We start from the raw sequence: 25,455 nt of genomic DNA, 5'->3' as shown, positions 1-25,455 counted from the left end.
TATGGTATAAATAATGTATATCATTTCATATATTGATAAATAATGGATCTATACAATTAATTTAGGAAAATGAAGGGAGGAATCTATATGTTTTCAAAAATAAAAAGGGCACCCGAGATATGTGACAGCGATTATGAGTTAATAACGCAAAATCGCTCTTCAGTTGCACCATTCATTTCGGTTATAACCCCAATCTATAATAATGAAAAAACAATAAAAAAAAGTATCCAATCCGTATTAAATCAATCCATCGGCAAGGAGAATATTGAGTATATTCTAGTAGATGATGGTTCCTCTGACAATACACGCACCATTCTATTAGAATATGCGAAACAGCATCCTTCTATTATGCTTTTGTTTCTTAAAAGAAATACTGGAACGCCCGCTGCCCCGAGAAATCTTGGCATTAAGCTTGCTACTGCTCCTTACATCACTTTCCTTGATGCAGATGATTGGTTCGAAAAAAGCGGATTAGAAAAACTATATTCCGTCTTAGTAGAAACAGGCGATGATTATGTTGTAGGAAAAACCATTCAAGCAGGCTCCAAACAGACAAAAATCATCGGCGAGCATGAATCCTGCATAGATCGAAGAAGTGTCTCCGTTGCTAGCATTCCCCATATTTTTCAGCATTTAGGACCTAGAGCAAGAATGATGAAAACGGAAATAATAAAGGAAAACAACCTTCGTTTTCCTGCAATGAAATTTGCAGAGGATAAACAGTTTTTTATGGATTATCTATTATGTTCCGATAAAATTTCGACCATTAAAGAAACAGTTTATTTTGTCAATCGATATGACAATAATAATGGATCCCTGACAAAACAGACGAATGTGCTAAAAAAAATGCAGTGCAATTTAAAGGTTATTCATTATTTTCAACAAAAAAAATTAGATGATGCGTTAAAGAAAATGATTTTAAACCGATTATATGAATTTGATTGTTTTATTCGTTTTATCAATAATTATCATACACTTCGCAAGGAAAAGAGCTCTTCTCTTAAAGAAAGAACAGCTGATTTTATGAAAAGACAAGCCTATATTTGGACATTCAAAAAAGTGCTAAAAACAACCGCAAAGCTGGATTATGATTTTACCGCACATTTTTTTCATCCGATGAACAAGGTCTGCTGTCAGTTATTTCAAACAAAACAATATAAACAATTAGAAGAGCTTCTTAGATGGAATGCTGCAGAAAAAGTCAAACAGCATCATATACAAAATAATAAACCTTATATGATATCTCCTTTAAAAGAACCGTACAACTATATAAGAGTTCCTATGTATGTCGAATTAGTAAAATGTGTTGAAGAAAAGGATCGTTATTTTCTTCCTTTTAAAGTGGCAGGCGACTTTTTGAATGATATAACAGACGTCCTTTTTCGCGATAGGAATAATATCAACAACGAGTTTATTATAAAGATAACAGTGGATACAAACGGCAGTGGAATGCTTGAATTGCCATTATCATGGTTTACTTCCTTGCCAACAGCTGTTTATACTATTTATTTGCGCTATCAAAACTATAATAAAGTTCAGCTGAAAATCACCTCCAACACCGAAATTACAAATAACCATTCACAAATGTTTCAATTTTATGCAACTAAAAATCAGAACCTTGCTTTAAAAATTCGTTAAAAATGGATATCCACTTCTCGGATATCCCCTTTGTTCTGCATTTAATTTTGTTTATTCAAGTCATCTATAAATCTATGAAATGCTTCTTTTCCTGCTTTTGTTCGTTTAAACACTCCAGCATGGTTTAAAATAGTTAGAAATACTGCCCCTAATTCTGTTTGTAAAATGTCGTTTACATTGTTGCTTGATAGTTCCGGATGCTTTTTCTGAATGTTTAGTGCCCAATCAAGATGTTTCTCGACCATTGGATTTGCAGCTATTTTTTCTGCTGCATTTTCAGAAACGATGCAATATCCAATAATATCCATTTCCTCTTTTAATCGGCCAGGAAGCACAGCCAATCCCATCACTTCAATTAAGCCAATGTTTTCCTTTTTTATATGATGCACTTCGTTGTGCGGATGAAAAATGCCTAAAGGATGCTCTTCATCTGTTCAATTATTGCGAAGCACAAGATCCAGTTCAAATAATTCATTTTTATTCCTGGCAATTGGTGTAATCGTATTATGCGAGGTAAGATCAGTGAAAGCATAAATATTCGCTTGTGGAGCACTGTACTGCTGCCATTTCTGATAAATAAAATCAGCGGCTTCTTCCACATCCTCCCTATTATCCCCTTGCAAACGGATTACAGACATCTGCCATTCCACTATTCCAGCCTTCACTTGCGGAAAATCTTCCAACCCAAAATATTCTTCTATTTCTGCCTTTGCCATCGGAAATTCATGAAAACCGCCTTGAAAATGTTCATGTGCCAAAATGGAACCTCCCACAATCGGCAGATCGGCATTGGACCCGATAAAATAATGAGGAAATTTTTCGACGAACTCCAATAAATGACTGAAGGTTTTCTTCGTTATTTTCATCGGAATATGCTCATTGGAAAAGCAAATCGTATGTTCATTATAATATACAATGGATAAAATTGTAAAAACCATTTTTCGTTATTTAATAAAACAGGAATGACGCGATGATTTTGTCTTGCTGGATGATTCAGTCTTCCTGCATATCCAGCATTTTCTTTACATAAAAGGCACTTTGGATAATTGCTGACTACTTCATTTTTTGCTGCTATAATAGCTGCAGGATCTTTTTCCGGCTTCGATAAATTAATGGTAATTTCCAAGTCTCCATATTCTGTTTTTGCAAGCCATTGCTCATTTTTTGCAATTCGTTCTGTGCGAATATAGTCTACACTTTTGGAATAACGGTAAAACCAATCTGTTGCTTTTTTCAGGTCCCAAGAAAATTCTCTAGAAATTTTCTACATTTTTCGCTAAAAACTATAATACTAACATAAAAACATTGAAACTCTCAGAATTCTTTTTTTAGAAGGCTACTCTGAAAATAGGTGCTCTCAAATAGTCCGCAGCCTGTATACACTTCGCTTTCCGTGGGACGAGCGGTGAGCCTCCTTGCTCGTACCCGTCTGAGCTGAGGTCTTGTCAGTCCGTTTTTTAAGCAGGAGTCTCGCAAATTCCCTTCCCAAAAACAACATTATCGTTTAACAGAGCCTATCAGAAAAGCGCAAGCGCCTCGCTCATTGTCGTACAGGCTGGCCGATTCTAGACACAGATAAAGGAAAATCTACTAACTGCGCTTGTCCTGTGACAACGTCATTTGATTTGCAACCTTCAAGTATGTGACAACATCTACATTGGCACATACTGTTCTCAGAGCTGGATACCCGTCTGACTTCCTAAATATCTCCTTATTTATCTTTTAAAAAAGTATTGGAACTTTTTTATGAAAACAGTTCCAATACCATAAATTTTCCTTTAAAATAAAGAGAAGAAAAAATTTTTCTATATATAATTTAATGCTAGTAAAATTTTTTTATTCTATCGTTATTGGATGACTTTCCATACAAAGGAGATTTATATATGTCAAAAAATTCCTTCTACTTAGGCGTTGATATTGGAACAACAAGCACTAAATCTGTTTTATTTGGCGAAGCTGGCAAGGTGATTAGCATGCATCATGTAGAATATCCACTTTATAGTCCAGCAGCGAACATCGCCGAGCAAGATCCAGAGGAAATTTTTCAAGCAGTGCGGGAAACAATGAAAACAGCTATCAAAAAAGGCAAAATCAACTCAGACGATTTAAAACTTGTTTCCTTTAGCTCTGCCATGCATAGTGTAATCGCTTTAGATTCAAAAGGAACCCCTTTAACTCGCTGTATTACATGGGCTGACAGTCGCTCGGCTGATTGGGCGAATAAAATAAAAAAAGAATTTAATGGCATGGAAATCTACCGTAGAACGGGTACACCTATTCACCCAATGTCACCGCTTTCAAAAATAGCGTGGCTGCGAACAGATTTCCCAGAGGTTTTCTCCAAAACGGCTAAATTTATTGGCATTAAAGAATATATTTTCTATAAATTATTTGGTAAATTCATTGTCGACCACTCTATTGCGTCAGCAACTGGAATGTTTAATCTAAAAGAACTTACATGGGATCAAGAAGCGCTTAACATCGCTGGCATTTCAGAAGATCAACTTTCTAAACCAGTATCAACCACTTATTATCTAAAAGGCTTAGAAACAAACTATTTGGAGGAATTAGGAATCTCTTCAGAAACTCCATTTGTGGTTGGCGCAAGTGACGGTGTTCTTTCCAATCTTGGTGTAAATGCCATTGATCCTGGTGTTGTAGCTGTTACAATCGGAACAAGTGGAGCCATTCGTACGGTAACAGATAAGCCTGTTACCGATCCAAAAGGACGAATTTTTTGCTATGCTTTAACAGAAAACCATTGGGTTGTCGGCGGACCAGTAAATAATGGCGGCATGACATTCAGATGGGTCCGGGATGAACTCGCTTCTTCTGAAGTAGAAACAGCCAAGCGCCTCGGCATTGATCCATATGAAGTATTAACAAAAATCGCTTCGCGCGTTTCAGCGGGATCGAACGGACTTATTTTCCACCCATATTTAGCCGGTGAAAGAGCCCCGTTATGGAATTCGAATGCACGAGGATCCTTTTTTGGACTTGGCTTGCATCATAAAAAGGAACATATGGTACGTGCAGTACTAGAAGGAGTTATCTTTAACTTGTACACTGTTATGCTGGCATTGCAGGAAGTCATTGGCGAACCAAAACAAATTCAGGCAACTGGCGGATTTGCCCGCTCTGAATTATGGCGCCAAATGATGGCAGATATATTCAATCAAGAAGTTACTGTTCCAGAAACATTTGAAAGCTCCTGCCTCGGAGCCATTGTATTAGGCATGTATGCTTTAGGAGACATAAAAGACTTCTCTATTATGAAAGAATTAGTGGGAAGTACGCATTCTCATGAACCAATCAAAGAAAATGTGGAAATATATCAAGATTTAACTTCGATTTATATTCGAGTTTCCAGACTGCTTGAAAAAGAATACGACCAAATAGCCGATTTTCAACGTAAATGGGTGAAATAAAGTAGAAACCCCAAGGAGAACTTTTTCTCCTTGGGGTTTCTACTTTATTATCGGCTCTCTTTGCAGATATTTTTGCGATTTTATAAGTTTGATTTACGATTTTCAGAATTCTATTTGTGAAACCTTACTTCTCCCCCCACCCTAGAATACTGCACCATCATTTGTTCTCTACACTATGTCCGCCAAACTCATTTCTTAGTGAAGCGACTACTTTACCAGCGAATGTATCTTCTTCAAGTGAACGATGGCGCATCATTAAAGATAATGCCGTTACAGGCATCGCTACTTGCAGATCTAATGCTGTTTCCACCGTCCATTTTCCTTCACCAGATGAATGCATTACTCCTTTTATTCCTTCTAGCTTAGGATCTTTTGAAAAGGCATTTTCGGTTAGCTCCATTAACCATGAACGAATAACTGAACCATTATTCCAAACCTTTGCTACACTTTCGTTGTCATACTCAAATTCGCTTTTTTCCAATAGCTCAAACCCTTCTGCGATAGCCTGCATCATGCCATATTCTATTCCGTTATGAACCATTTTTAAAAAATGTCCACTTCCGCTTTTCCCAGCATAATTGTAACCGTTTTCTACACAGATGTCTTGAAACAAGCTTTCCAACTGATCAAAAATTTCCTTGTCTCCTCCCACCATCATGCAAGCACCATTTCTAGCACCAGATGTTCCACCGCTTGTGCCAACATCTAGAAAATAAATCCCTTTCTCTGCTAAATCTTTTGAACGGCGGATAGAATCTTTATAATGGGAATTCCCTCCCTCTATCACAATGTCGCCCGCGATTAATACTTCTTTTAATTCTTTTATAATATTTTCTGTAATTTCTCCTGATGGCACCATCACCCAAACTACTTTCGGAGAAGGCAGATTACTTACTAGTTCAGCTATAGATGATGATCCATCTGCCCCTTCTAAAATTATTTTTTCTACAGCGCTTACATTTAGATCAAAAGCTGTTACACTATACTTATGATCGATTAAATTCATTGCTAAATTATATCCCATTTTCCCAAGACCGATTAAACCAATATGCATGTTCAGCTCACTCCTTTTTGAAAATTTATTTCATATTATACTATTATTATACGAAATTTTTTTCAGAATGAAAACCTTTTTAAGAAATATTTTTTCAAGCTAAATTTATGCTATACTATGCTTACCATTTTATTCGAAAGGAACGAAGTCAATGGCGCAAAATTGTATTGGAAAAATACGGTCCTATTATGCTAGATTAAGTGAAAAAGAAAAAAAGATTGCTGACTATATTCTGCAAAACCCTGAAGAAATCATTCACTGTACCATTAATGAATTGGCGGAAGATTTAAATGTGGCAGATGCTACAGTTTTTCGTTTTTGTAAACGGATTGGCTTTAAAGGCTACCAAGCCATGAAAATTGCATTAGCTTCTGAAATCATTGAACCAATTCAGCAAATTCATGAAGAAATTAATAAAGACGATAATGTAAAAACGGTAACGGAAAAAGTATTTCATTCCAATATACGTACATTAGAGAATACTCTGCAAATTTTAAACGGAGCATCTATTCAAAAGGCAGTGGATTTACTTATCAACGCAAAGAGAGTAGAATTCTACGGAACGGGCGGTTCAGCAGTTATAGCGATGGATGCTTTTCACAAATTTGTGCGTACCGGAATAAAAGCGTTTTCATTTTTAGATTCCCACTTTCAGCTCATGTCTGCTTCTCAGCTTTCCGAAACTGATATAGCAGTTGTTATTTCACACTCTGGAACCAACAAAGACACGATAAATATATTAAAAACAGCTAAAACAAATGGTGCGAAAACGATCAGTATAACTGGATATCCTAAATCACCGATTGCACAAAATGCGGATGTGGCACTCTTTACAAGCTCGGAGGAAACAGAGTATCGTTCAGAAGCATTGTCTTCCAGAATCGCACAGTTAAGTTTAATTGATGCACTATATGTAAATATGATGATATTAAATAAGGAAGTTGCGAATAAATCGCTTGATAAAATCCGCACTGCAATTTCAGATACAAGAATGTAAGGAAACGGGAAAAGGGATGGCAATCAGTGGCATCCCTTAGTGTATCGAGGAGGCATGATTTGCACTAACTGAATGCTCATCGAAAACGTTTGTATGTCGGGGAGATTTGTCTCTGTGATTGACTCTCCTAGACAATTCCACTGTTTTTCTCATACATTTCCCTCTATCTAAGACAGCTATCATGCATTTTTCCACAGAAATAGGGATGCCAGTCAATGGAATGGCATCCCCTCATTTTTATACAAATAAGCTTAGTAATAAAGCTCCTCCAAAAGCTACAAAAGATAATACTGTTTCCAAAACAGTCCAGGTTTTGAAGGTTTCTTCTACTGTTAAGCCTAAATATTCTTTCACCATCCAGAATCCTGCATCGTTGACATGGGAGAACATAAGAGATCCTGCCCCTGTTGCGATTACCAGCAATTCAAGATTAACGCCAGACATACTCTCAATAATAGGAGAAACAATTCCTGCAGCGGTTGTCAATGCAACTGTTGCTGACCCTGTTGCAATACGAATTAGTCCTGCAATTAAAAAGGCAAGCACTAGTGGCGATAAAGATAAACTTTCAGACATATGGCCAATCGTTGTTCCTACTCCACTGTCGATTAGTACTTGTTTAAACGCCCCACCAGCTCCAATGATTAATACAATGGATCCAACTGGTAAAATACATTCTTCTGTAAACTTTTTCAGTTTATCTTTATCCATTCCTTGACGGAAGCCAAGGAAATAATAAGCGGAAAAACAAGCAATCAATAAAGAAATCAACGGACTTCCGATAAACGATAAAGCACTTTTAAATTCTGCAGATAAAAAGTCTAAATAAGGTGCAGAAGTTCCAATCACCATTAGAATTACTGGCAATAAAATCGACAAGAAGGAAATGCCAACACTCGGAAGAACGGATGCATCTTTTTGTTCAATTTGAATTAAACTTGGCTCTCCTTTTGGAACAACCCGTTTGTTGACCCATTTAGCAAATAATGGACCGCCAATTATTCCGGCAGGAAGCGCTATTATTAAGGAATAAAGTAATACTTTCCCTAAATTAGCTCCGTAAATTCCGATTGCTGCAATTGCCCCTGGATGTGGAGGCACTAGTCCATGAACGATAGATAACCCTGCAATACCAGGAAGTGCGATTAATAAAATATTTTTCTTTGATGCTTTTTGTATAGAAATTACTAATGGAAGTAAAATTAAAATTCCAACTTCAAAAAATACCGGAATACCAATAATAAATCCAGATAAAAACATGGCCCATGGAAGTTTCTTTTCACCGAAAACCCTTACAAAATAATTTGCAATTTGCAAACCTGCTCCAGATTCAGAAAGCATTTTACCAAGTATAGTGCCAAGCGCAAGAATTCCAACTAAATGGCCTAAAACGCCGCCTACGCCTGTTTCATAAGCGCTTACAATTTTGTCCCAAGATAAACCGGATAAGATAGCCAAAAACATACTTGCCACTGTTAAACTGATAAATGCGTGCCACTTAAACACTGAAACTCCTAATATAACAATAACAATTGAAATTAACGTGATGATCAATAAATATGCATCCATGAAACTCCCACCTTCGTTTGTTAATCCATTTCTCTTTTATTTTTGTAAGCGTTTTATTCATTCTTTAATGTCATTATACGGAAAAAATTTTCTTATTGCAATACCGTTGGGAGAAAAATATTTATTTCTTTTTATCTTATTTTTTTCTATATCTATTCATCTAAAAAAAGGAAGCGTTTATTAAGCTAAAAGACTACCAACCTCATATAAAGGAGATGTTTGGAATGGAACAAATGAATGAACAATCACATGCAGAAAATAAAGTGGAAGAAAAGCAAAGAAGAAGACTGAGATGCACTATCTAATTTACTCATTAAACTAGTAAATTAAAAAAGATAGGACAGTCGGATACGTCGGCTATACCGGCTTATCGACTGTCCTCATCTGATTGTTTAGCAATACTCTTTTTCATAAGTTTTATTTTATTAACAGCTTAAGCAGCCATATACTATTTGATCCATTCATACAAAGTAATTTCATGATAAATAGGGTCATAAATAGGGTTGGATTTGAAAATTCTTACTTTTTTGATTTTGCCTGACAGATCAATCCCTTGCTTCGAAAACCCTTCAATTACTTTATTCGTTAAAAAAATTTGACTGTTTTTATAATAAGTCATATCGTGTAAGAAAATCTCGTATGTTAAAATCCTTTTATGGTGAATTGGAGCGTCCAAGTATTCCAATACCCTTGTTTCTTCCCATGTGTAGAGAATAGAGCTTTTATTCATTTTTTTTGTGTATTCTGCTAATTGATAGCTGGCAGGCTTCTCGGTGGCTTGTGCATAAATCATTTGGACTGATTTTACCGAGTTGGAAAAAAGCAAAATTAAGCAGATGACAGAAGCTATTGGATGAGTCCATTTCTTTAAAATCGTTACATACAAGATAAAGAGAATAAACAAAACAACAGGCACAATATGCCGAGGCTTCTCCACATTCTGAGCCAGCAGCGCCCAAATGAAATAGCTTAAAGCCATCACATAAGCCAACGAAAATGTTTTTATACTCCACTTAAAATGCAATAAACTAATAAGCAATAATACGATCATGATAATAGCTATAAGAATTGACAGCGAAGATAATCCATGCCAAAAAAGATTGTTGAATAACAATGTAAATACCCTTGCCAAAATAGATTGATCGCTTGAAACTGCCGTATTTCCCCAGTCATTAAAATGGCCGCTCGTAAATGCAATGGAAAGCTTTAAAAATCCTTGAATACTTCCTTCAGAAAAAACAATGCCCGATATCCAAATGAGCTGAAATACGATAGCAATCATGATGCGTAAATTCAGTTGCTTCAGTGTATATGTTTTGTCATTCCATTTTTTCCAGAACAAATAAATAAGTCCTACGCCAAAAGGTATGTAAGACAGACGTATTCCAAGCAATAGGCTAAAAAGAACAAGAGGCAGCCAATCACCAAAGCGTCCATCCTTTCGAACTGCTCTATCTAAGCTCCAGAAATACCACCATAACCCCGCTAAGCCTGCCCCTTCAGACATTGGTTGGTTTACCGTTACAAGCACATAGGAGGAGGAGGAAATCATGGAGGTAATTAAAAAACTGAATGGCTTCGATACATATCCTCTTGCCAGCTTATAGATTGGAAAGATCGCACTGAAATAAAAAAGGATATTGAATACGGTTAAGGAAGCTGTTTTATCTTCAAGAAATTGATGGATAAACATTCCACCAAGAATAAAGTATGGGTATCCAGGAAAATGGGGCTGCATTGCCATGATATCGTATCGTTTTAAAGCAAGAGAATAATCCACCTCATCCCATGAAGCTGCGAAGGCATTTATATGCTTTAATTGGTACAAGAATAAAATGATTATAGCTGCTATACTTGTTAAGGCAAGAATTTTGTGATGCCATTCAACTTTTTTATGTATATCCATATGACCATCCTTCTAACAAACATATAGAAAAAAAGTACAAGGACATTCCTAGTACTTTTTGTAAACATGTTTATCTTTTTTGATTGCTTATGCGTTTTTTAAAGCTTTTGTTTCCTTTTTACTGCTTTGTTTTACATCGTCAGTAGATCGATAAGACGTTAATAAATAAATTCCGGCAAAATAGCCAAGGTATGCAATAACTTCTTCTATAGATGGCATCGATGAGTAGCCAAACAATGCTTTCAAAAAGATTCCAACTTCCCCAGACAATAACGGTGCTGTCCCATGATCTCGCAAATAATGATCATAATCAATTGGATGCTCCGGCAGGAACCAAGTCAAATCGTATAGATGCGGAATGACACTTCCGATAATCTCTAAATCCTGCATCATCGAGATAGCCTGAACCAGCAGCCCTGCAGCAATTAAAATGATAAACACCCCTGTGACTTTAAAGAATGTTTTAAGCGATATTTTCATTGTTCCTTTAAAGAATAGGTGAGAAACAACGAATGCAATGATGACGCCAGTAATAGCTCCCCATCCCTGCATCGCAGCACCAATATTCCCGCCAGTAATAGCCGCAAAGAAAAAGACGGTCTCAATCCCTTCCCTAAGGACTACTAAGAAAGAGTGAATGACCATTCCAACAACATTTCCAGTTGAAATGAACTTACTCATCTTGTCTTCCGTATTGCCTTTTATGTCTCTGCTGTGGCTAGCCATCCAAAATACCATTTGTGTCAATAGGAGAGCCGAAATAATCATAATGCTTATTTTCAAATACATTTCACTGACCATGGCCGCAAATCCAGTAAATACAAGCTGAAATAACATAGCGGCGCCAAAACTAGCCAACACAGCTAGTCCGGCCCCCACCCATATATATTTTGTGTATTTCTTGTTATCCGTTCTTTTCAAGTATGTCGTGATAATTCCTACAATCAGCAACGCTTCAAGAACCTCGCGAAATGTAATTAAAAGTGCTTGTATTTCCACAAAATTTCACCTCTCCCCTATTGGAACAACTTATTTATTTGATTTTCTATTTCGTCTTGCCACAATAATAACAGCTGCAATAACAACTACGATAATGATGATTGGCAGCCAATTTCGAATATTGGATAGATCGGTCCAATCCTTATTTTTTTGTTCTTTTTCTGTAGCACTTTCAGAAAAATGTCCTACTTCTAAACTTTTTATCTTAAATTCTGATTGAAGATTTGAAAGAATTGTCTCTTTACTTGCTTTAAAAGCGTCTAAATCAGCCTTTTTCTGCCCTACTCCAAAAAGTCCAGGATTGCCCAGCGAATCTAAAGCTTTATCAAATTCTGCTTTGAGCTTTTTATCACGATCAGCATTTTTTGCTTCTATTTTTGGAGACAGTGCTTCATATGTAGCAAATCCCTTCGCCAACAATCGTTTACTCGTATCGAACTCTTTGAAATTTTTTTCGACATTTTCCAAACGCCTAGCAATATTTAATACGAGGAGCACATCCATATTTTTAATCGTCTGTTCCTTATCTTTATCCTCTATGTTTTGGAGAATAATTTTCGATGGATCCGGTCCCATATGCATGTCGACTTCTTTTTTTACGGTTTCATAATGTTTTCGTGCTGTATTGAAATCTGGAGGATTTTTATCTAATTCAATTACCATTTCTTTATAGGATTCAGCCAATTCCTCTTTATTTGGATCACCATATGAATAAGCATTCGCTTTTATAGAAAACAAATTGGTAAAAAGAAAAATAAATGCAAAAGTTAAAATGACTTGTTTTTTCAAATTCTTTTCCTCCTATCGATACTGTTAATGATAATGATTATCATTATTTATGTCAATATTATTTTGCGATATTCAGCCTTTGTTTGTGAATTTTTTCTGACTTTTCCAATATTTCTAAATTACATGCATTCTTTTGAACATCAACTTTTTCCACCTTGCGATTCCATTCCTTCCAAATTACTGGAATAACAGACGTTAAATATCCTCTAAACGTAATAAAAGACTCCCCAGTAGAACGAACTTGGTATGGTATAGCGACTTCCTTCATCCGAAACCCTTTTCTAACAAGGTTTAATGTAAGTACTTGTGCATAATTATAGTCATGAATAATTTCAGCATGCTGAAGGGCTTGTCTCGAAAAAGCCCTCATCCCTGATTGTCCGTCGTGAATCCATTTTCTCAATAACAAACTTTGAAGAAAGGTAAAACAATAGTTTCCTAAACGACGATGGAGCTTCATGCCCTTTATCGTACCCAAAAAGCGGGATCCCATTGTATAATCGGCTTCTCCCTGGAAAATGGGCTGCAAAAGATTAGGAATGTGATTGGCAGGATATTCTCCATCTGCATCAATCATCACCCCAATGTCTGCTCCTCTTTCAAAGCACTCACGAAGACCAGCGCGAACCGCTGCACCAAGTCCCTGATTTTTTGAAAAACTGACAATAAAGTCTGCTCCAGCTTTGTTTGCTACTTCAACAGTTTGATCACTGGAGCCATCATCAATGACCAAAACTTTTACATCCACTTTTTCATGAAATTCCCGCGGAATATTTTTAATAACATCTCCAATTGATTCCTCCTCATTAAAGGCTGGCAAAAACACAATCACTTGAAGTTTATTCATTTTCACATCTCATCCTTCTGTTCAATGGCATCTGTTAAGACTTTTCCTCTGCTATGACTTGGAAAAGGCGCACCTAGTAAATGAGCTAATGTCGGTGCTAGTGAGACAAGACTATGCTTTTCTTCCACTTTCTTTCCTTTGGCAATATTGGGTCCGTGAATAAAAAAGGGAACAAATCTTTCTCCTTCATCTAAATGACCATGGCCGCCGATCCCATCAGCCTGCCCATGATCCGCACAAATGAAAAGGGTTGTATTGTCCATCTTCCCATCTGCAGTGAGCCAACCGACAAAATCTTTAATAAGTCTGTCTGCTTCATGTATTTTTTGCAGATATTCATCATAAAGCACACCACGGCTATGACCGGTTTGGTCTGTTGCAATCATTTGCACGATAAACAAATCTGGATCCTGTTCCTTCATGATTTTTTTAGCCCTTTCCATAATATTTGGATCCGCCTGATCATTATGCATAACGGCCGTTACTGTTTCAACATCACTTCCCATCGAATCAACTAGATGGGCAATTCCTAGCAGTCTTCCTTTTTTGCCAATCTTCCTTAACGAATCAAAGATACTCTCCACCTTAATTCCTAATTTCCAAACCATATTGGAGTGAATTCCATGTTCCTTAGGATATGTTCCTGTAAACATGGATGAAAAACAGACAACCGTTCTTGCAGGATAGACGGTTTCCATATTCATATATTCTGTACCGTTATCCTTTAAATAATCAAGAAATGGCGTATCCGCTTCATAAAAACGCTCCTTGCGCATTCCATCTATGACAATAACAATCGCTTTATCAGAAATGCTTTTTTCTGGCTGTGCAAACTGATCTCTTGTAAAGCCGCTATACATTTTCGGCTTCCAATCGAATAGATTGCGATGAAGAATATAAGCAAAGACAAGCACACTTAAATAAAAAATGACAATAGATACAAAATCTACTGAAGCGCCAGAATCTAATTTTACAAAGAAGTATTCCCAAAGAGACAACAAAAGTAAAAACTTAGGAATTTGTTCTTGAGCGTTTCCGCTTGTTGAATCACTATTTTTCATCACAAGCTTCCAGAAACGGGTAAAGTTTAACCATGACGTACCGATTCTTAAATGATAATAAAGCGTTCCCCAAAAGAATACGGTAAAAAAGAAATACAGACCAATAGAAAAGAATAAAAGACCAATACTTGTATGATTCCATATGATTAAATAGACAACAAAAGGAACCCAAAGATAATTGCGTAAAAATAGCGGAAAATCAAAAAGATAATAAAGAACTAACAATGGGATCACATACAAAAAAGATTGAATTAAGGCAAAGGATGCTTCCCAATCGGTTAAAACACCAATGTGAAATAACAGCATCGTTCCTACCACAAAGATTGGTGTAAAAGGTTTCCCCTCATTTAATAAATTCCAGCAGCGTGCAGCAGTCTTTTCAAATTTTGATGCACTTTTCATTTTCTCTTCACTCCTCTTTAGTCTTGTCCAACTTAACATTGTCTTAAATGGGACGGGATATAGGAATACAGCCATTCCCCCTGCAGCATAAGAAAAAAAGAATTTAACAGCATGAGTAATTAAGGCTACTGTATAACCTTCTTGTACGGTAAATCCGAACAATCTTAAAGCAAAGACAAGAAAGCTTTCATAATTGGCAATTCCGCCTGGTGTTATTTGGAATAATTGTCCTGAGACTGTTATACTGTTGGCAAAAACAGCTTCAAAAACCGATAAGTTCCCACTGTTAACGATAACCGTTCCATAAAGGACAGCTGCTTCTAAAATCCAACTGAAACCAATAGCAATAAAAATAATCAATCCATTTCTACCACGCAACGCTCTTATGAATAATTTAATCTGTCGCTTAAAAAAAGCTGGAAAATATCGTATTACCACGATCATGGAAACCATCAGTATAAGAGTTCCTATTGTGACAAGTGGAATAGGAAGCTGAAAATCGATGCCAAGCATAAAAAAACCAGCCATCGCAAAGGCTAATAACACAATCATATCAAGCAGCCTGAGAACAAGGACAGAATGCACGGCATCCTCAGCACCAATGCCATCCCTAGCGCTAAGGATTTTCATTCGAACAAGATCACCTGCTTTTATGGGTAATAAGTGGTTCACAAACAAACTATATAAAATTCCAACTAAACATGTTGAAAACCTAGGTCTTCCATTTAAGTACACTTTCCAAGCTAAGGATTTCAAACAAAAAGAAAGAAAATATACGGTTAATATAGTAAACAGCATAAAGGGAGATTGTATGATTGCCTTTATACCGTTCCAAATCCATTTACCATCAAAGTAATATAATGTCAGATAAACAAAAAAACTTACAATCGACAGTGAACCTATTAACTTTATCATTTTAAAGGTAATCTTCATTTTCCCTCGCCCACTTTACGGTTTCGGCTAAGCCCTTCTCAAAGCTTGTATTAGGTCTATATCCAAAAAGATCTGCAGCTTTGCGAATATCAGCCCATGTTTGTACAACATCTCCTGCACGAGATTTTTCTCTCCTAATCTTCATTTCAGGAAAATATCGCTTTAATTCATTTAATAAAGAGAGCATAGAAATTGGTTTACCTGAACCAATATTAATCACTTCACTGCTATGTAATTTTGTTAGCGATAAATAAATCCCGTCCACAATATCCTCTATATAGGTAAAATCCCGAATCCTATCTTCACCAAACAGCGTGACTTCTTGGTTCTTAAGCAGCTTTTTAAGAAAAATGCCAATGGCCATGTCTGGACGAACCCAAGGACCATAAACGGTAAAAAATCGTAAAATCTTTGTTTCAAATCCATATAAATTTCGATAAACATGACAAAAGGACTCAGCAGAATATTTGGAAGCAGCATACGGAGAAATAACGTTTCCAGTGGCAAGCTCTTCCTTTAATGGTCCCTTTTGATTGCCATAGACAGATGAAGAAGAAGCAAAAATGAATTGCTCAGCACCACTTTGTCCGCATGCTTCCAAAACATTAATGGTGGCTTTAATATCATAATCTACATACTCCAGCGGTCTTTTAATCGAATAGGCGACACCAGGCAAGGCTGCTAGATGAATAACCGCATCCGGTGAAATGGATTGGAAGAAAGTCATTGTTTCCTCCCTATTTAAAAGATCTAAAAGAGTAAATCCATCCTTGCTCAAAGAGTTAATAGCACTCAATTGTTTCTTTTTTCTTTCTATTGAATAATATGGATGCAGACAATCAATGAGATATACTTCATGATTTTCTGACATTAGTTTTCTTGCTAGGTGGCTGCCAATAAATCCCGCACCACCCGTAATGATAATCTTCAACATAACACCTCTATCTATTTATTGGATTTCATCATTCCAATTATAGACGTTTTATTCAAAAGAAAAAACCTTGTTTGAAGACAAGGTTTCTCCCACTAGTGTAAATGGTTTATTTCGCTTGTTCAATAACATTTTCCAATGTGGCTTGGATTTTTGCTAAGACTGGCTCTCCTGCCTTTTTATCCTTCGCCTTTGCTGCTTCAAGGTATTGTTGAGCTTGTTCGGTTAAAGTTTGATAATCTTTTTCCCCAATAAGGCCTTTGATATCTTCCCCAATGATATCAATAAACAGTGCACCTTCCAACGCGGTAACAGCTGACTTATCTTCTCCCCATGCTTCTAAACTTTCCTTATATTCGTCCAAGGCAATATTAGAGAATCCACGTATAAATGCCTTGTTAACAACCTCAGGGTCAAGTTTTGCCACATCTGTTTCTAAGTTAAATTGGCTTTCAATTAAAGCTGCTTCCTCTGCAGAATGCTTGTCCAAGTAGGTGAAGATAGATTGGTAGAATGCCCAGCCTTCCGCTTGTTCAATTTTAGCCTCTTCTGCGTTTTCTTTTGCAGCTGCAGCCGATTTTGTTGCATAGCCATTAGGCTTTGCACCTGTTGCCAAATAAAAAGTTTTCATTAATGTTTTATCAACCACTTGTTTTCCTAATAGGAATCCGAGCTGATCATCTGACTCAGCAGCTTTTTCAATTTCATTGAAGCCGCCGTCAATTACAGAAACCATATTTGTTCCATATGCAGCATCACGCTTTTCAACCGTTGTCTGCAGGATAGAATAGAATGCTTTTGCTTCTTCGATTTCTTCGTTCACTTCATCCTTTTTGCCCCAGTTTTCTTCAATTTCAGTAAATTCATGTTTAACTGTTGTATAGAAAACTTTTTGCATTAATTTATCGAAAATCTGTCTGACAACGATTGGGTCCATTGATTTGTCTTTGCCTGCCTGAAGAGCAGCTGTTATGTGCTGGTCGCTCTTCGCTTCAAACTCTGCATCGCGGTTCTGCACGAGGGTTTGAAGATTTTTTGTGTAAAGATCGGTAACTTTCCCGAAATCAACTTCTTTTCCTTCTTTTGCTTTATCTAATTCTGTAATAGCTTCTGTATAAACGGAAGCATAATCCACTTCTTCTGATGCTTTAGATTCATTCTTTGCTGCTGTCTCTTCTTGTTTTTCCTCTTTTGGCTTTTCTGCTTTATCCTGCGCTCCACAAGCTGTTAAGACAGCTGAAGCCATGATAAAGCTCGCAAAAATAGATTTTAATTCTTTCTTTTTCATTTTGTTTCCCCTCTTCTGTTTTAATAAAAAATAGATAAAATAATTACTTAATTGAAATTGATTTTCATTTATGTTTTGATTATATGGAGAATGATTCTCAATGTCAATGTAAAATTTTTTGAAAATTGTATAACATTATGTATTTCTTCAAGTAGAGTGTATGTCTATACTAAATCCATTAGGGTGGTATTACATGCTGAAGTAAAAAGAATAAATTGGTGCCACTTAAAAGATGAAACTATAAAGTGAACCTTCCTTCATTGGGGGTTGAGGGTTTTCTCTATTATTGATATTAAAAACATATACTAATATATCAACGCTACCAAATAGAGTTTTAATGGATAGATGTTCATCGATTTAACGGAAAGTGCTCCTTTGTCTACATAATAATTCTATTCCATCATTCTCCTCCTTTGTATAAATTAAATTCGTAAAAACTTGTTCTCCATCATTTACAAATACTTCTATGGAGGATTCATCTACAAAAATATGCATTTTTATTATCTTACTATCACCAGACATTGGTATTTCATAGGTTCTTCCAAACTGGAACTCTCCTTGATTACGATCTTTGATTTTTCCAAAACCAGCCCTTGTTCGATCTACAAATACTTTTTGCACATCTGCATTATATCCGACAACTGTTTCTCTTCCTCCTCCTTTTCGAAGGCGAATGCCAAATTCACTTAATTGATCCCATTCTGCTTCTACTTACATTTCATAGGTTCTTCCGAAAAAATCAATTTTCTTCTCTCCGTTTTTAATCGAAAATGCTTTGATGTTTTTGTTTTTTCCGAAGCTTTTCCGCTTCTTTCACTGGCTGCTGTCTTAATTTTACTATTCCATCCTCCCCTTTATACAAGCTTAATTCTCTTGGAATGGACATTGCCCCCATCCAAGGCTTTGTTGGTGATTGATATTGATAGCGCCAATTAGACATCCAGCCAAGCCAGATGGTTCTTCCATCTTTATCCGGAATATCGGAGAAAGTTTGCGCTGCATAATAATCCTGCCCATAGTCTGTAAACAGTTCTGTTTGTGAATAATTTTCTTTAATAAATTCTTTTCCATTAAATTCCCCAATAAAATATTGCGCCGTGGAACCGTTTGTAATCTCATTATCCCCCACACTTACATGCAGCACCCACTTTTCTTCCCCATCCACGTTTAATTTAAATAGATCTGGACACTCCCAGACTGCAGCTTGAGAGCCTTGATTATCACCAAATCTGCTTAAATACGTTCAATCAATTAAATTATCAGAATGATAGAATGCTACACTTTTATCTGCTGAAACAACCATGACCCATTTTTTGCTTTCTTCATGCCAAAATACTTTTGGATCTCGAAAATCTTTACTATTAGGATTTTTTATTACTGGGTTTCCTTTATACCTTTCCCATGTTCTCCCTTTATCCTTGCTGTAAGCGATGCTTTGTGCCTGTCCGCCTGCTGTATTCGTATAGATGGCGACAAGTCCGGCTTTTCCGTCAAAAAACTTGGTAGAATCATTCCAATCTACTACCACACTTCCTGATCTCTTCTTAATTTTGCTAAACCTCCTTTATAAAAAAATCCATCAGTGAATTCATTCACTGATGGATCTTCCAGAGTTACTTCCAAATAGAATTTAATTCGTTGCATTCTAGTAAGGTTACTTTCGTTTCTCCGTTTTTAGAGAACAAATTCACTTTTTGAAGCCCATTCTTTGGATATACTAAACTAGTAATAGCCGCTTCTCCATCATTTGCAAACACTTCGATGGAAGACATGTCAATAAATACTTGCAGTTTTACTCTATTATTTTTATTGGTTAATGGCGCTTCTTGGATGGCAGAAAAGGAATCGGAAAAATCAATTTCTCCTGATTTTGTTCGATCTACGGCAAGGATACTTCTTAACACATCATAATTTATAATCGTTTTTTCTTCGTCATTATAGACAAGCTCTATGCCAAATTGGCCAGCACTTATTTTCTCAAATTCTACATTTAATTCCACTAAAGAATGACTTAGATCAATCGCTAGAGTATTAGAGGAAAGCAAAGTATTTTCCTTTAAATAACTTTGTTGTTCTTTAATAGTATAAATCTCTTTTACAGGCTTCTGGAAAAGACGAATTCCATCGTCTGTTGAAACTAGATCCAACTCTCTAGGCAGCGTCATGACACCTCTCCATTTTTCTGTTGGCAATTGATTGGCATATCGCCAATTATTCATCCAGCCAATATAAATTCTTCTGCTATCGCTGCTCGGTATATCGGACCAGCTGACGCCTGCATAGTTATCTCTGCCATAATCCAGCCAAAGTATGGTATCTTCTGAATGATCGTTTTTAAATGTTGTTCCATCAAAACTACCGATAAAATACTGTGTTCTCGATCCCTCTTTATAATTTGCATTATCGCCAATGCTGACAATCATCACCCATTTTTCATTTGCTGGATCTCCATCCACTGACAGCTTGAAAAGATCTGGACATTCCCATACAGCAAGATGAGACCCTTCATTTTTTCCAAATTCACTAGCAAACTGCCAATCTTTCAAGTTAGGTGAAGTATAGAAAGTAACCGTTTGATCTGTTGCGAGAATCATCACCCACTTATTTGTTTCATCATGCCAAAATACTTTTGGATCACGGAAGTCCGTAATGCTTTCATCCGTCAATACAGGATTCCCTTCATATTTTCCCCATGTTCTCCCCTTATCCTGGCTATAAGCAATACTTTGTCTTTGGAAAGGGCGGTCTGAGTTGGGATACATGCCATGGTTCGTATAAATCGCTACAAGTCCTGGTTCATCAGGAAAAAATCCAGTTGTATTATGCCAATCAACAACGGCACTTCCAGAAAAAATGGCTCCATATTCATCGGGATAAAGGGCGATAGGCAGCTCCTCCCAATGGATTAAATCTTTACTGACTGCATGCCCCCAATGCATTGGCCCCCAAGTCGTGCCTGTCGGATGGTACTGATAAAACAAATGATACTCCCCCTTAAAATAAACCATTCCATTTGGATCATTCAACCAGAACTCTTTTGGAGAAAAATGAAAATGAGGGCGGAATTTTTCTGTAAATACGTTTAACATACTAAATACACTCCTTTATATCGATTTATTTACGCAGTATAAAAGGAGAGCTGCACACTGTTCACCGCTCTCCTCCTTCTTACTTATTGAGCATTGAATCGATCATATCCATCCTGTTTAATTTTTAACCATTCTTGCAAACCAAGACGGTCTAACTCTTTCAAATAATCATTCCACTCTTCTTCTGCTTTTCCATTTGTAATCCATTCAGCACGTTTTCTATTAACGTATGCAGTTAAATCTGTTTCAATGGAAGTAAGTTTATCTAACTCTTCTATGGAGAAGAATACTTTCGGATAATTATTATCTGCTTTCATATATGGAACCATTACTTTTTTCATTAAATCCATTCTCCAAGCAGCATCATCTGGTTTTGTTGTTACCTTTCCATAATAACTATCTAATATTGCCAATGGACCGTTGACACTTGTTTTTTGTCTTAATTCCACCGGTGCAGTTCCTTCTAATGGCAAATGCTTTAACATTCCGGCTTCTTTATCTAATTCAAAAATATTTTGCTGGGAATCATCTCCATATGTTCCCCAGTTATTTTGCACGGATTGAATTGGGTCGTATAGTTGATCAATCCACTTGGCCGTTAACTCCAAGTTTTTATTTTCAGATGTAACAACCATTCTGCCTCGGTCAAAGCCTACTCCATTAGTTCTTGCTACGTTGATTTGGCCATCTGGACCTTTTAATGGTCCCATTAAATCATATTTATCGTTCATGCCTGTAATGTTCGCTTTATCCCAAGTGAAGTACAGACCATAGCGATTTTCTTTCCCTTTCGCAAGATACGTATTCCAGTCCTGATCAAATGCCTCCACATCGATTAGTCCTTCTTTATTCAGCTCATTAAAGAATTTGATCGCTTCTTTGTATCCTTCATCTGCTGCTGTATATTTTACTTCTCCATCATTTGTGACAACAGTATGATCCCAGTTGTCTCCTAAACCAAATGAACCGAACAAGAAGGATAAATCTTCTCCTCCCCCATTGATTCTGAATGACATTGGAATTTCATCTGCTTTGCCGTTTCCGTTTGGATCTTGTGTTTTAAATGCTTTTAATACGGTCTTTAATTCATCTGTTGTTTTTGGCATTTCCAACCCTAATTTATCTAGCCATTCTTTGTTAATCCAAGGGAAGCAATCAACTGCTTGAATCGCTTCTTTTCCTGTTCCCAATTCCTCAATCCACGGGAAGGAATAAATATGTCCATCAGGGGCTGTCATTAGAGATTTATATTCTGGAGCTTCTTCCAGTACTTTTTGCAAATTCGGCATATAATCTTCAATTAGATCTTCTACAGGTACTATGACGCCGTCCTTTGCCAGTTTTAATAAATCATAGTCACCATACGCTGCATCAAAAATTGCATCAGGAAGATCTCCACTGGCAATTGCTATGTTCCTTTTTTCTACAAATGATTCGTTCGTATAGTTTTTCCATTTAATATGCACGCCTGTTTGATCTTCTAATCGTTTAAAAATTAATTTATCATTCGGATCTTTTGGAGCCAATGCAGAGCTTTGCGTCAGAAAATTTAAAGTTACTTCTTCTTTTAATGGAAACTTAATATTTGATAGCTTATAATTTGTTGAAGCGCTTTCATTTTTATCAGAACATCCTGCTGTTAATAAGACAGATGCAAATGCAGTCAGCATTACTTTACTCATTCTTTTCATAAAAGTGATCCCCTATCTGTAGTTTATATTTTTATCACTAGCTTCTTTTTGTATCGCTTTAGCTAAATGGATTGAATACTATACCTTATATACAAGAGAAGCTAGCTGTTGAAGCCATTATTTGTAGGCTACCCTTAAAAAGTGGTGCTGCTATGAGTAGTCCGCAGCCGGTATACACTTCGCTTTCCATGTGGCGGCGCCGAGGAGCCTCCTCAGAGCTACGCTCCTGCTTTCTTCTCGTCTGTCTCGCTAATCCCATAGAAGTCTTCGTGTATTCCGGCTGCTCTGCGCTAAAGAATAGAGATACTGCTTCTTTTCATAGGCCTGGTGCGAATCTTTATTAGCATAGATGTCTTCCTTGAAAAGTGGATCCTCAGCTTGAATGATGAAGTATCCATATCAGCTATTTATTGCTTTTCATACAGCTTTATTTTAAAGAACCCACCATAACACCTTTTTCAAAGTATTTCTGGAAGAATGGATACATGATTATTAATGGAAGACTAGAAATGACGATTGCTGCATATTTTATCATCTCAGAAAGCCTTTTCAATTCTGCCATTGCCAATTGATCGCTGATCATTCCCGGATCAGCCTGATTTTGAATTAAGATGGATCTCAATACTAGCTGGAGCGGCTGGAGTTTTGGATCCTCTAAATAGATCATCGCATCAAAGTAGGAATTCCATTGGCCAACAAAAGCATATAATGCTAGCACAAAAATAATCGGTTTAGACAGCGGCAAAATAATTTTAAAGAAAATAAGCAAGTCGTTCGCCCCATCCACTTTCGCTGCTTCATTCAATTCGTATGGAAGTCCTTTAAAATACGTTCTTGCAAGAATAATATTCCAAACATTCACGGCACCTGGAATAATAATGGCCCATATTGTATTGAGCATTCCTAGATCCTTTACAATTAAATACGTAGGAACTAAGCCGCCGCTAAAGAACATCGTAATAATAAACAATGTCATAAAAAACCCTTTTCCAACAAAACCATCAATCGACAGAGGGTATGCTGCAAAGATAGAAACAACGACTGTCACTACTGCAAACCCCACAGAATAAAGAATCGCGTTAAAAAATCCTCTAATCATCGCATCGTTTGATAAAATAAGTTTGTACCCTTCTAAGCTCCAATCTGAAGGCTTTAACGACAGCCCTTTATTCAGCAAAACGGTTGGGTCCATAAAAGAGGCTATGGCAACATATACTAGTGGAACAAGTACTACTAAAACAGCTAAACATAATAGAATACTATTTAACGTGATAATAAACCGGTCAAATCCTGTATGCTTAATATTCATTTTTTCTCCCCTCCTTAATACAATCCTTCTCCTTCATTTAGTCTTTTTACTACTGCATTAACAATAATCAGCAAGATTACGTTTATAACGGAGTTGAATAATCCTACTGCAGATGAAAACGAGTAATCTCCTGCCTGCAGCCCTATTTTATATACATAGGTTGGAATAATTTCAGACGCCGGTATATTCATAGAAGTCTGCATTAAGTATGCCTTTTCAAAACCAATTGCCATGATGCTTCCAGCCCCTAAAATAAACAGAACAGCCATCAATGGTTTAAGCGCCGGCAAATCGATATGAATAATCCGTTGTAGAATCGTTGCTCCATCTATTGTTGCTGCATTATGCAATTCTGGATCCACATTGGCCAGTGCTGCAACGTAGATAATGGAAGACCATCCTGCTGTCTGCCATATACCAGATAGAATATAAATGGAACGGAAATATTCAGGCTCTGACATAAACATCAGCGGCTTTCCTGTAAAATAGCTTATCAAGCTGTTAATCGGACCAGTTGGCGATAGGAAAATAAAGATCATCCCTACAATTACGACAACCGAGATAAAGTTTGGTGCATATAAGACCAATTGAATATTTTTCTTAATTGAAGCTCTGCGCACTTGGTTAATCATTAATGCCAAAATGATCGGAATAGGAAAACTAAGGATTAGCCCAAATAAACTAAGTTTTAGTGTACTCATAAAAATCGCTTCGAAGTTTGGCGAAGATAAAAATTTAACAAAATGCTTTAAGCCGACCCACTCACTCCCTGTTATTCCTTTTATCGGGCTAAAATCTTTAAAGGCGATAATAGCACCATACATAGGAACATACTTAAATATAATGGTTAAGATAACGGCTGGTGCAATGAGCAGATACAAAAAATAGTTATTTTTTATATACTGCACTTTCTTTTTTAATTTGCTGTTTGTTTTAGTCTTTATAACGGTTTCTTCTGTTTGAACTTTTAGCATTTGTTCCAACTGCTTTCCCCTCCTTATTAGAAAAGCGTAATAGCTTTGCTCATCGCTGTACTTCCTGCTGCAACGACGACTTCGAGCCTGTGACAGCACCGTTATTCATACATCCTGTACGTCGGAGCTGGACACTCTTCTACATTCATAACTTTTCCCTTTCTTCATAATTTCCTAGTCTTCTATGATGAATCGGAATCTCTTCTATTTACAATCTTTTGCACAGAAGCTAAATGCAAGCGATTACAAAATGGTTTGTAAAAAAATGAATTCACTCATTTTATATTCTACAGCATCATGGAAGACTATTTACTCCTTTATTCAATGAGCTTCTTTCTGATTTAAATATAACAAAATTCATTATTGGGTGATTTCAATATATTTGGCTTCGATTGTTTAAAATTTTCGGATGAAACAGATAGCTGATAAACAATAAAGTAAACTTTCATCAGTGGGGGATTACTGCTCGTTAAGAGTGGGATAAAAATAGCCAAAACCATCTATTATCTTGTCAGTAATGGAGATAATATCCATCACCTTCAACATAATA

Annotated in this window: 17 protein-coding genes and 3 pseudogenes; 3 read left to right on the top strand and 17 right to left on the bottom strand. The window is 36.5% G+C overall.

Going from position 1 to position 25,455, the window contains the following annotated elements; genetic code table 11:
- The first annotated feature begins 87 nt into the window (after positions 1–87).
- Entirely contained in the window at positions 88–1,638 is a 1,551-nt protein-coding gene (locus ACTYBU_RS02065; protein ID WP_445486782.1) for a glycosyltransferase family 2 protein, read from the top strand.
- 41 nt (positions 1,639–1,679) lie between these two features.
- Here ACTYBU_RS02065 and ACTYBU_RS02060 read toward each other — a convergent pair.
- Positions 1,680–2,872: pseudogene (locus tag ACTYBU_RS02060) on the bottom strand (UDP-glucose--hexose-1-phosphate uridylyltransferase); the annotation flags it as partial.
- A 649-nt stretch (positions 2,873–3,521) separates the two neighbouring features.
- On the opposite strand from ACTYBU_RS02060, the gene gntK reads away from it, so the two are divergent.
- Positions 3,522–5,066: a gluconokinase gene (gntK, locus tag ACTYBU_RS02055; protein WP_445486781.1), complete on the top strand. Its 1,545-nt coding sequence runs from the start codon at positions 3,522–3,524 to the stop codon at positions 5,064–5,066.
- Between the two features lie 157 nt (positions 5,067–5,223).
- Here the strand turns inward: gntK and gnd are convergent, their stop codons facing one another.
- Positions 5,224–6,120: a phosphogluconate dehydrogenase (NAD(+)-dependent, decarboxylating) gene (gnd, locus tag ACTYBU_RS02050; protein WP_445486780.1), complete on the bottom strand. Its 897-nt coding sequence runs from the start codon at positions 6,118–6,120 to the stop codon at positions 5,224–5,226.
- Between the two features lie 151 nt (positions 6,121–6,271).
- Here gnd and ACTYBU_RS02045 point away from each other — a divergent pair, with 151 nt between their 5' ends.
- Positions 6,272–7,117, top strand: a complete 846-nt coding sequence (locus tag ACTYBU_RS02045) for a MurR/RpiR family transcriptional regulator (RefSeq protein WP_445486779.1) — start codon at positions 6,272–6,274, stop codon at positions 7,115–7,117.
- A 237-nt stretch (positions 7,118–7,354) separates the two neighbouring features.
- Here ACTYBU_RS02045 and ACTYBU_RS02040 read toward each other — a convergent pair whose 3' ends face one another.
- The 15 genes and pseudogenes from ACTYBU_RS02040 to ACTYBU_RS01970 form a co-directional block, all read right to left on the bottom strand.
- Entirely contained in the window at positions 7,355–8,686 is a 1,332-nt protein-coding gene (locus ACTYBU_RS02040; protein ID WP_445486778.1) for a GntT/GntP/DsdX family permease, read from the bottom strand.
- 448 nt (positions 8,687–9,134) lie between these two features.
- Positions 9,135–10,592: a hypothetical protein gene (locus tag ACTYBU_RS02035; protein ID WP_445486777.1), complete on the bottom strand. Its 1,458-nt coding sequence runs from the start codon at positions 10,590–10,592 to the stop codon at positions 9,135–9,137.
- A gap of 87 nt (positions 10,593–10,679) precedes the next feature.
- Positions 10,680–11,591, bottom strand: a complete 912-nt coding sequence (locus ACTYBU_RS02030; RefSeq protein ID WP_445486776.1) for an FTR1 family iron permease — start codon at positions 11,589–11,591, stop codon at positions 10,680–10,682.
- Between the two features lie 30 nt (positions 11,592–11,621).
- Positions 11,622–12,380: a hypothetical protein gene (locus tag ACTYBU_RS02025; RefSeq protein WP_445486775.1), complete on the bottom strand. Its 759-nt coding sequence runs from the start codon at positions 12,378–12,380 to the stop codon at positions 11,622–11,624.
- 58 nt (positions 12,381–12,438) lie between these two features.
- Positions 12,439–13,227 (bottom strand): glycosyltransferase family 2 protein, encoded by a 789-nt coding sequence (locus ACTYBU_RS02020; RefSeq protein WP_445486774.1) that lies wholly within the window; start codon positions 13,225–13,227, stop codon positions 12,439–12,441.
- A 2-nt stretch (positions 13,228–13,229) separates the two neighbouring features.
- On the bottom strand, positions 13,230–14,690 hold the full coding sequence (locus ACTYBU_RS02015; protein ID WP_445486880.1) for an alkaline phosphatase family protein: 1,461 nt from the start codon (positions 14,688–14,690) through the stop codon (positions 13,230–13,232).
- 90 nt (positions 14,691–14,780) lie between these two features.
- Positions 14,781–15,605, bottom strand: a pseudogene (locus ACTYBU_RS02010) (lysylphosphatidylglycerol synthase transmembrane domain-containing protein); the annotation flags it as partial.
- Position 15,606: 1 nt separating this feature from the next.
- Complete coding sequence (locus tag ACTYBU_RS02005; protein WP_445486773.1) at positions 15,607–16,554, bottom strand: NAD-dependent epimerase/dehydratase family protein; 948 nt, start codon at positions 16,552–16,554, stop codon at positions 15,607–15,609.
- 109 nt (positions 16,555–16,663) lie between these two features.
- Entirely contained in the window at positions 16,664–17,842 is a 1,179-nt protein-coding gene (locus tag ACTYBU_RS02000; protein WP_445486772.1) for a hypothetical protein, read from the bottom strand.
- A gap of 357 nt (positions 17,843–18,199) precedes the next feature.
- The gene (locus tag ACTYBU_RS01995) at positions 18,200–18,517 is read right to left on the bottom strand and encodes a GH32 C-terminal domain-containing protein (protein ID WP_445486879.1); all 318 of its coding nucleotides are present in this window, start codon (positions 18,515–18,517) and stop codon (positions 18,200–18,202) included.
- Positions 18,518–18,602: 85 nt separating this feature from the next.
- A pseudogene (locus ACTYBU_RS01990) lies at positions 18,603–19,370 on the bottom strand (glycoside hydrolase family 32 protein).
- Between the two features lie 85 nt (positions 19,371–19,455).
- Positions 19,456–20,931, bottom strand: a complete 1,476-nt coding sequence (locus tag ACTYBU_RS01985; protein WP_445486771.1) for a glycoside hydrolase family 32 protein — start codon at positions 20,929–20,931, stop codon at positions 19,456–19,458.
- Between the two features lie 83 nt (positions 20,932–21,014).
- Complete coding sequence (locus ACTYBU_RS01980; protein WP_445486770.1) at positions 21,015–22,622, bottom strand: ABC transporter substrate-binding protein; 1,608 nt, start codon at positions 22,620–22,622, stop codon at positions 21,015–21,017.
- Positions 22,623–23,049: 427 nt separating this feature from the next.
- Positions 23,050–23,931, bottom strand: a complete 882-nt coding sequence (locus ACTYBU_RS01975; protein ID WP_445486769.1) for a carbohydrate ABC transporter permease — start codon at positions 23,929–23,931, stop codon at positions 23,050–23,052.
- Between the two features lie 14 nt (positions 23,932–23,945).
- Positions 23,946–24,905, bottom strand: a complete 960-nt coding sequence (locus ACTYBU_RS01970) for an ABC transporter permease (protein ID WP_445486878.1) — start codon at positions 24,903–24,905, stop codon at positions 23,946–23,948.
- Between the last annotated feature and the right edge of the window lie 550 nt (positions 24,906–25,455).

This window comes from Niallia sp. 03133 (assembly GCF_052663225.1).
The sequence above is the reverse complement of the archived record's forward strand: the minus strand, read 5'-3'. Positions and strand labels throughout refer to the sequence as shown.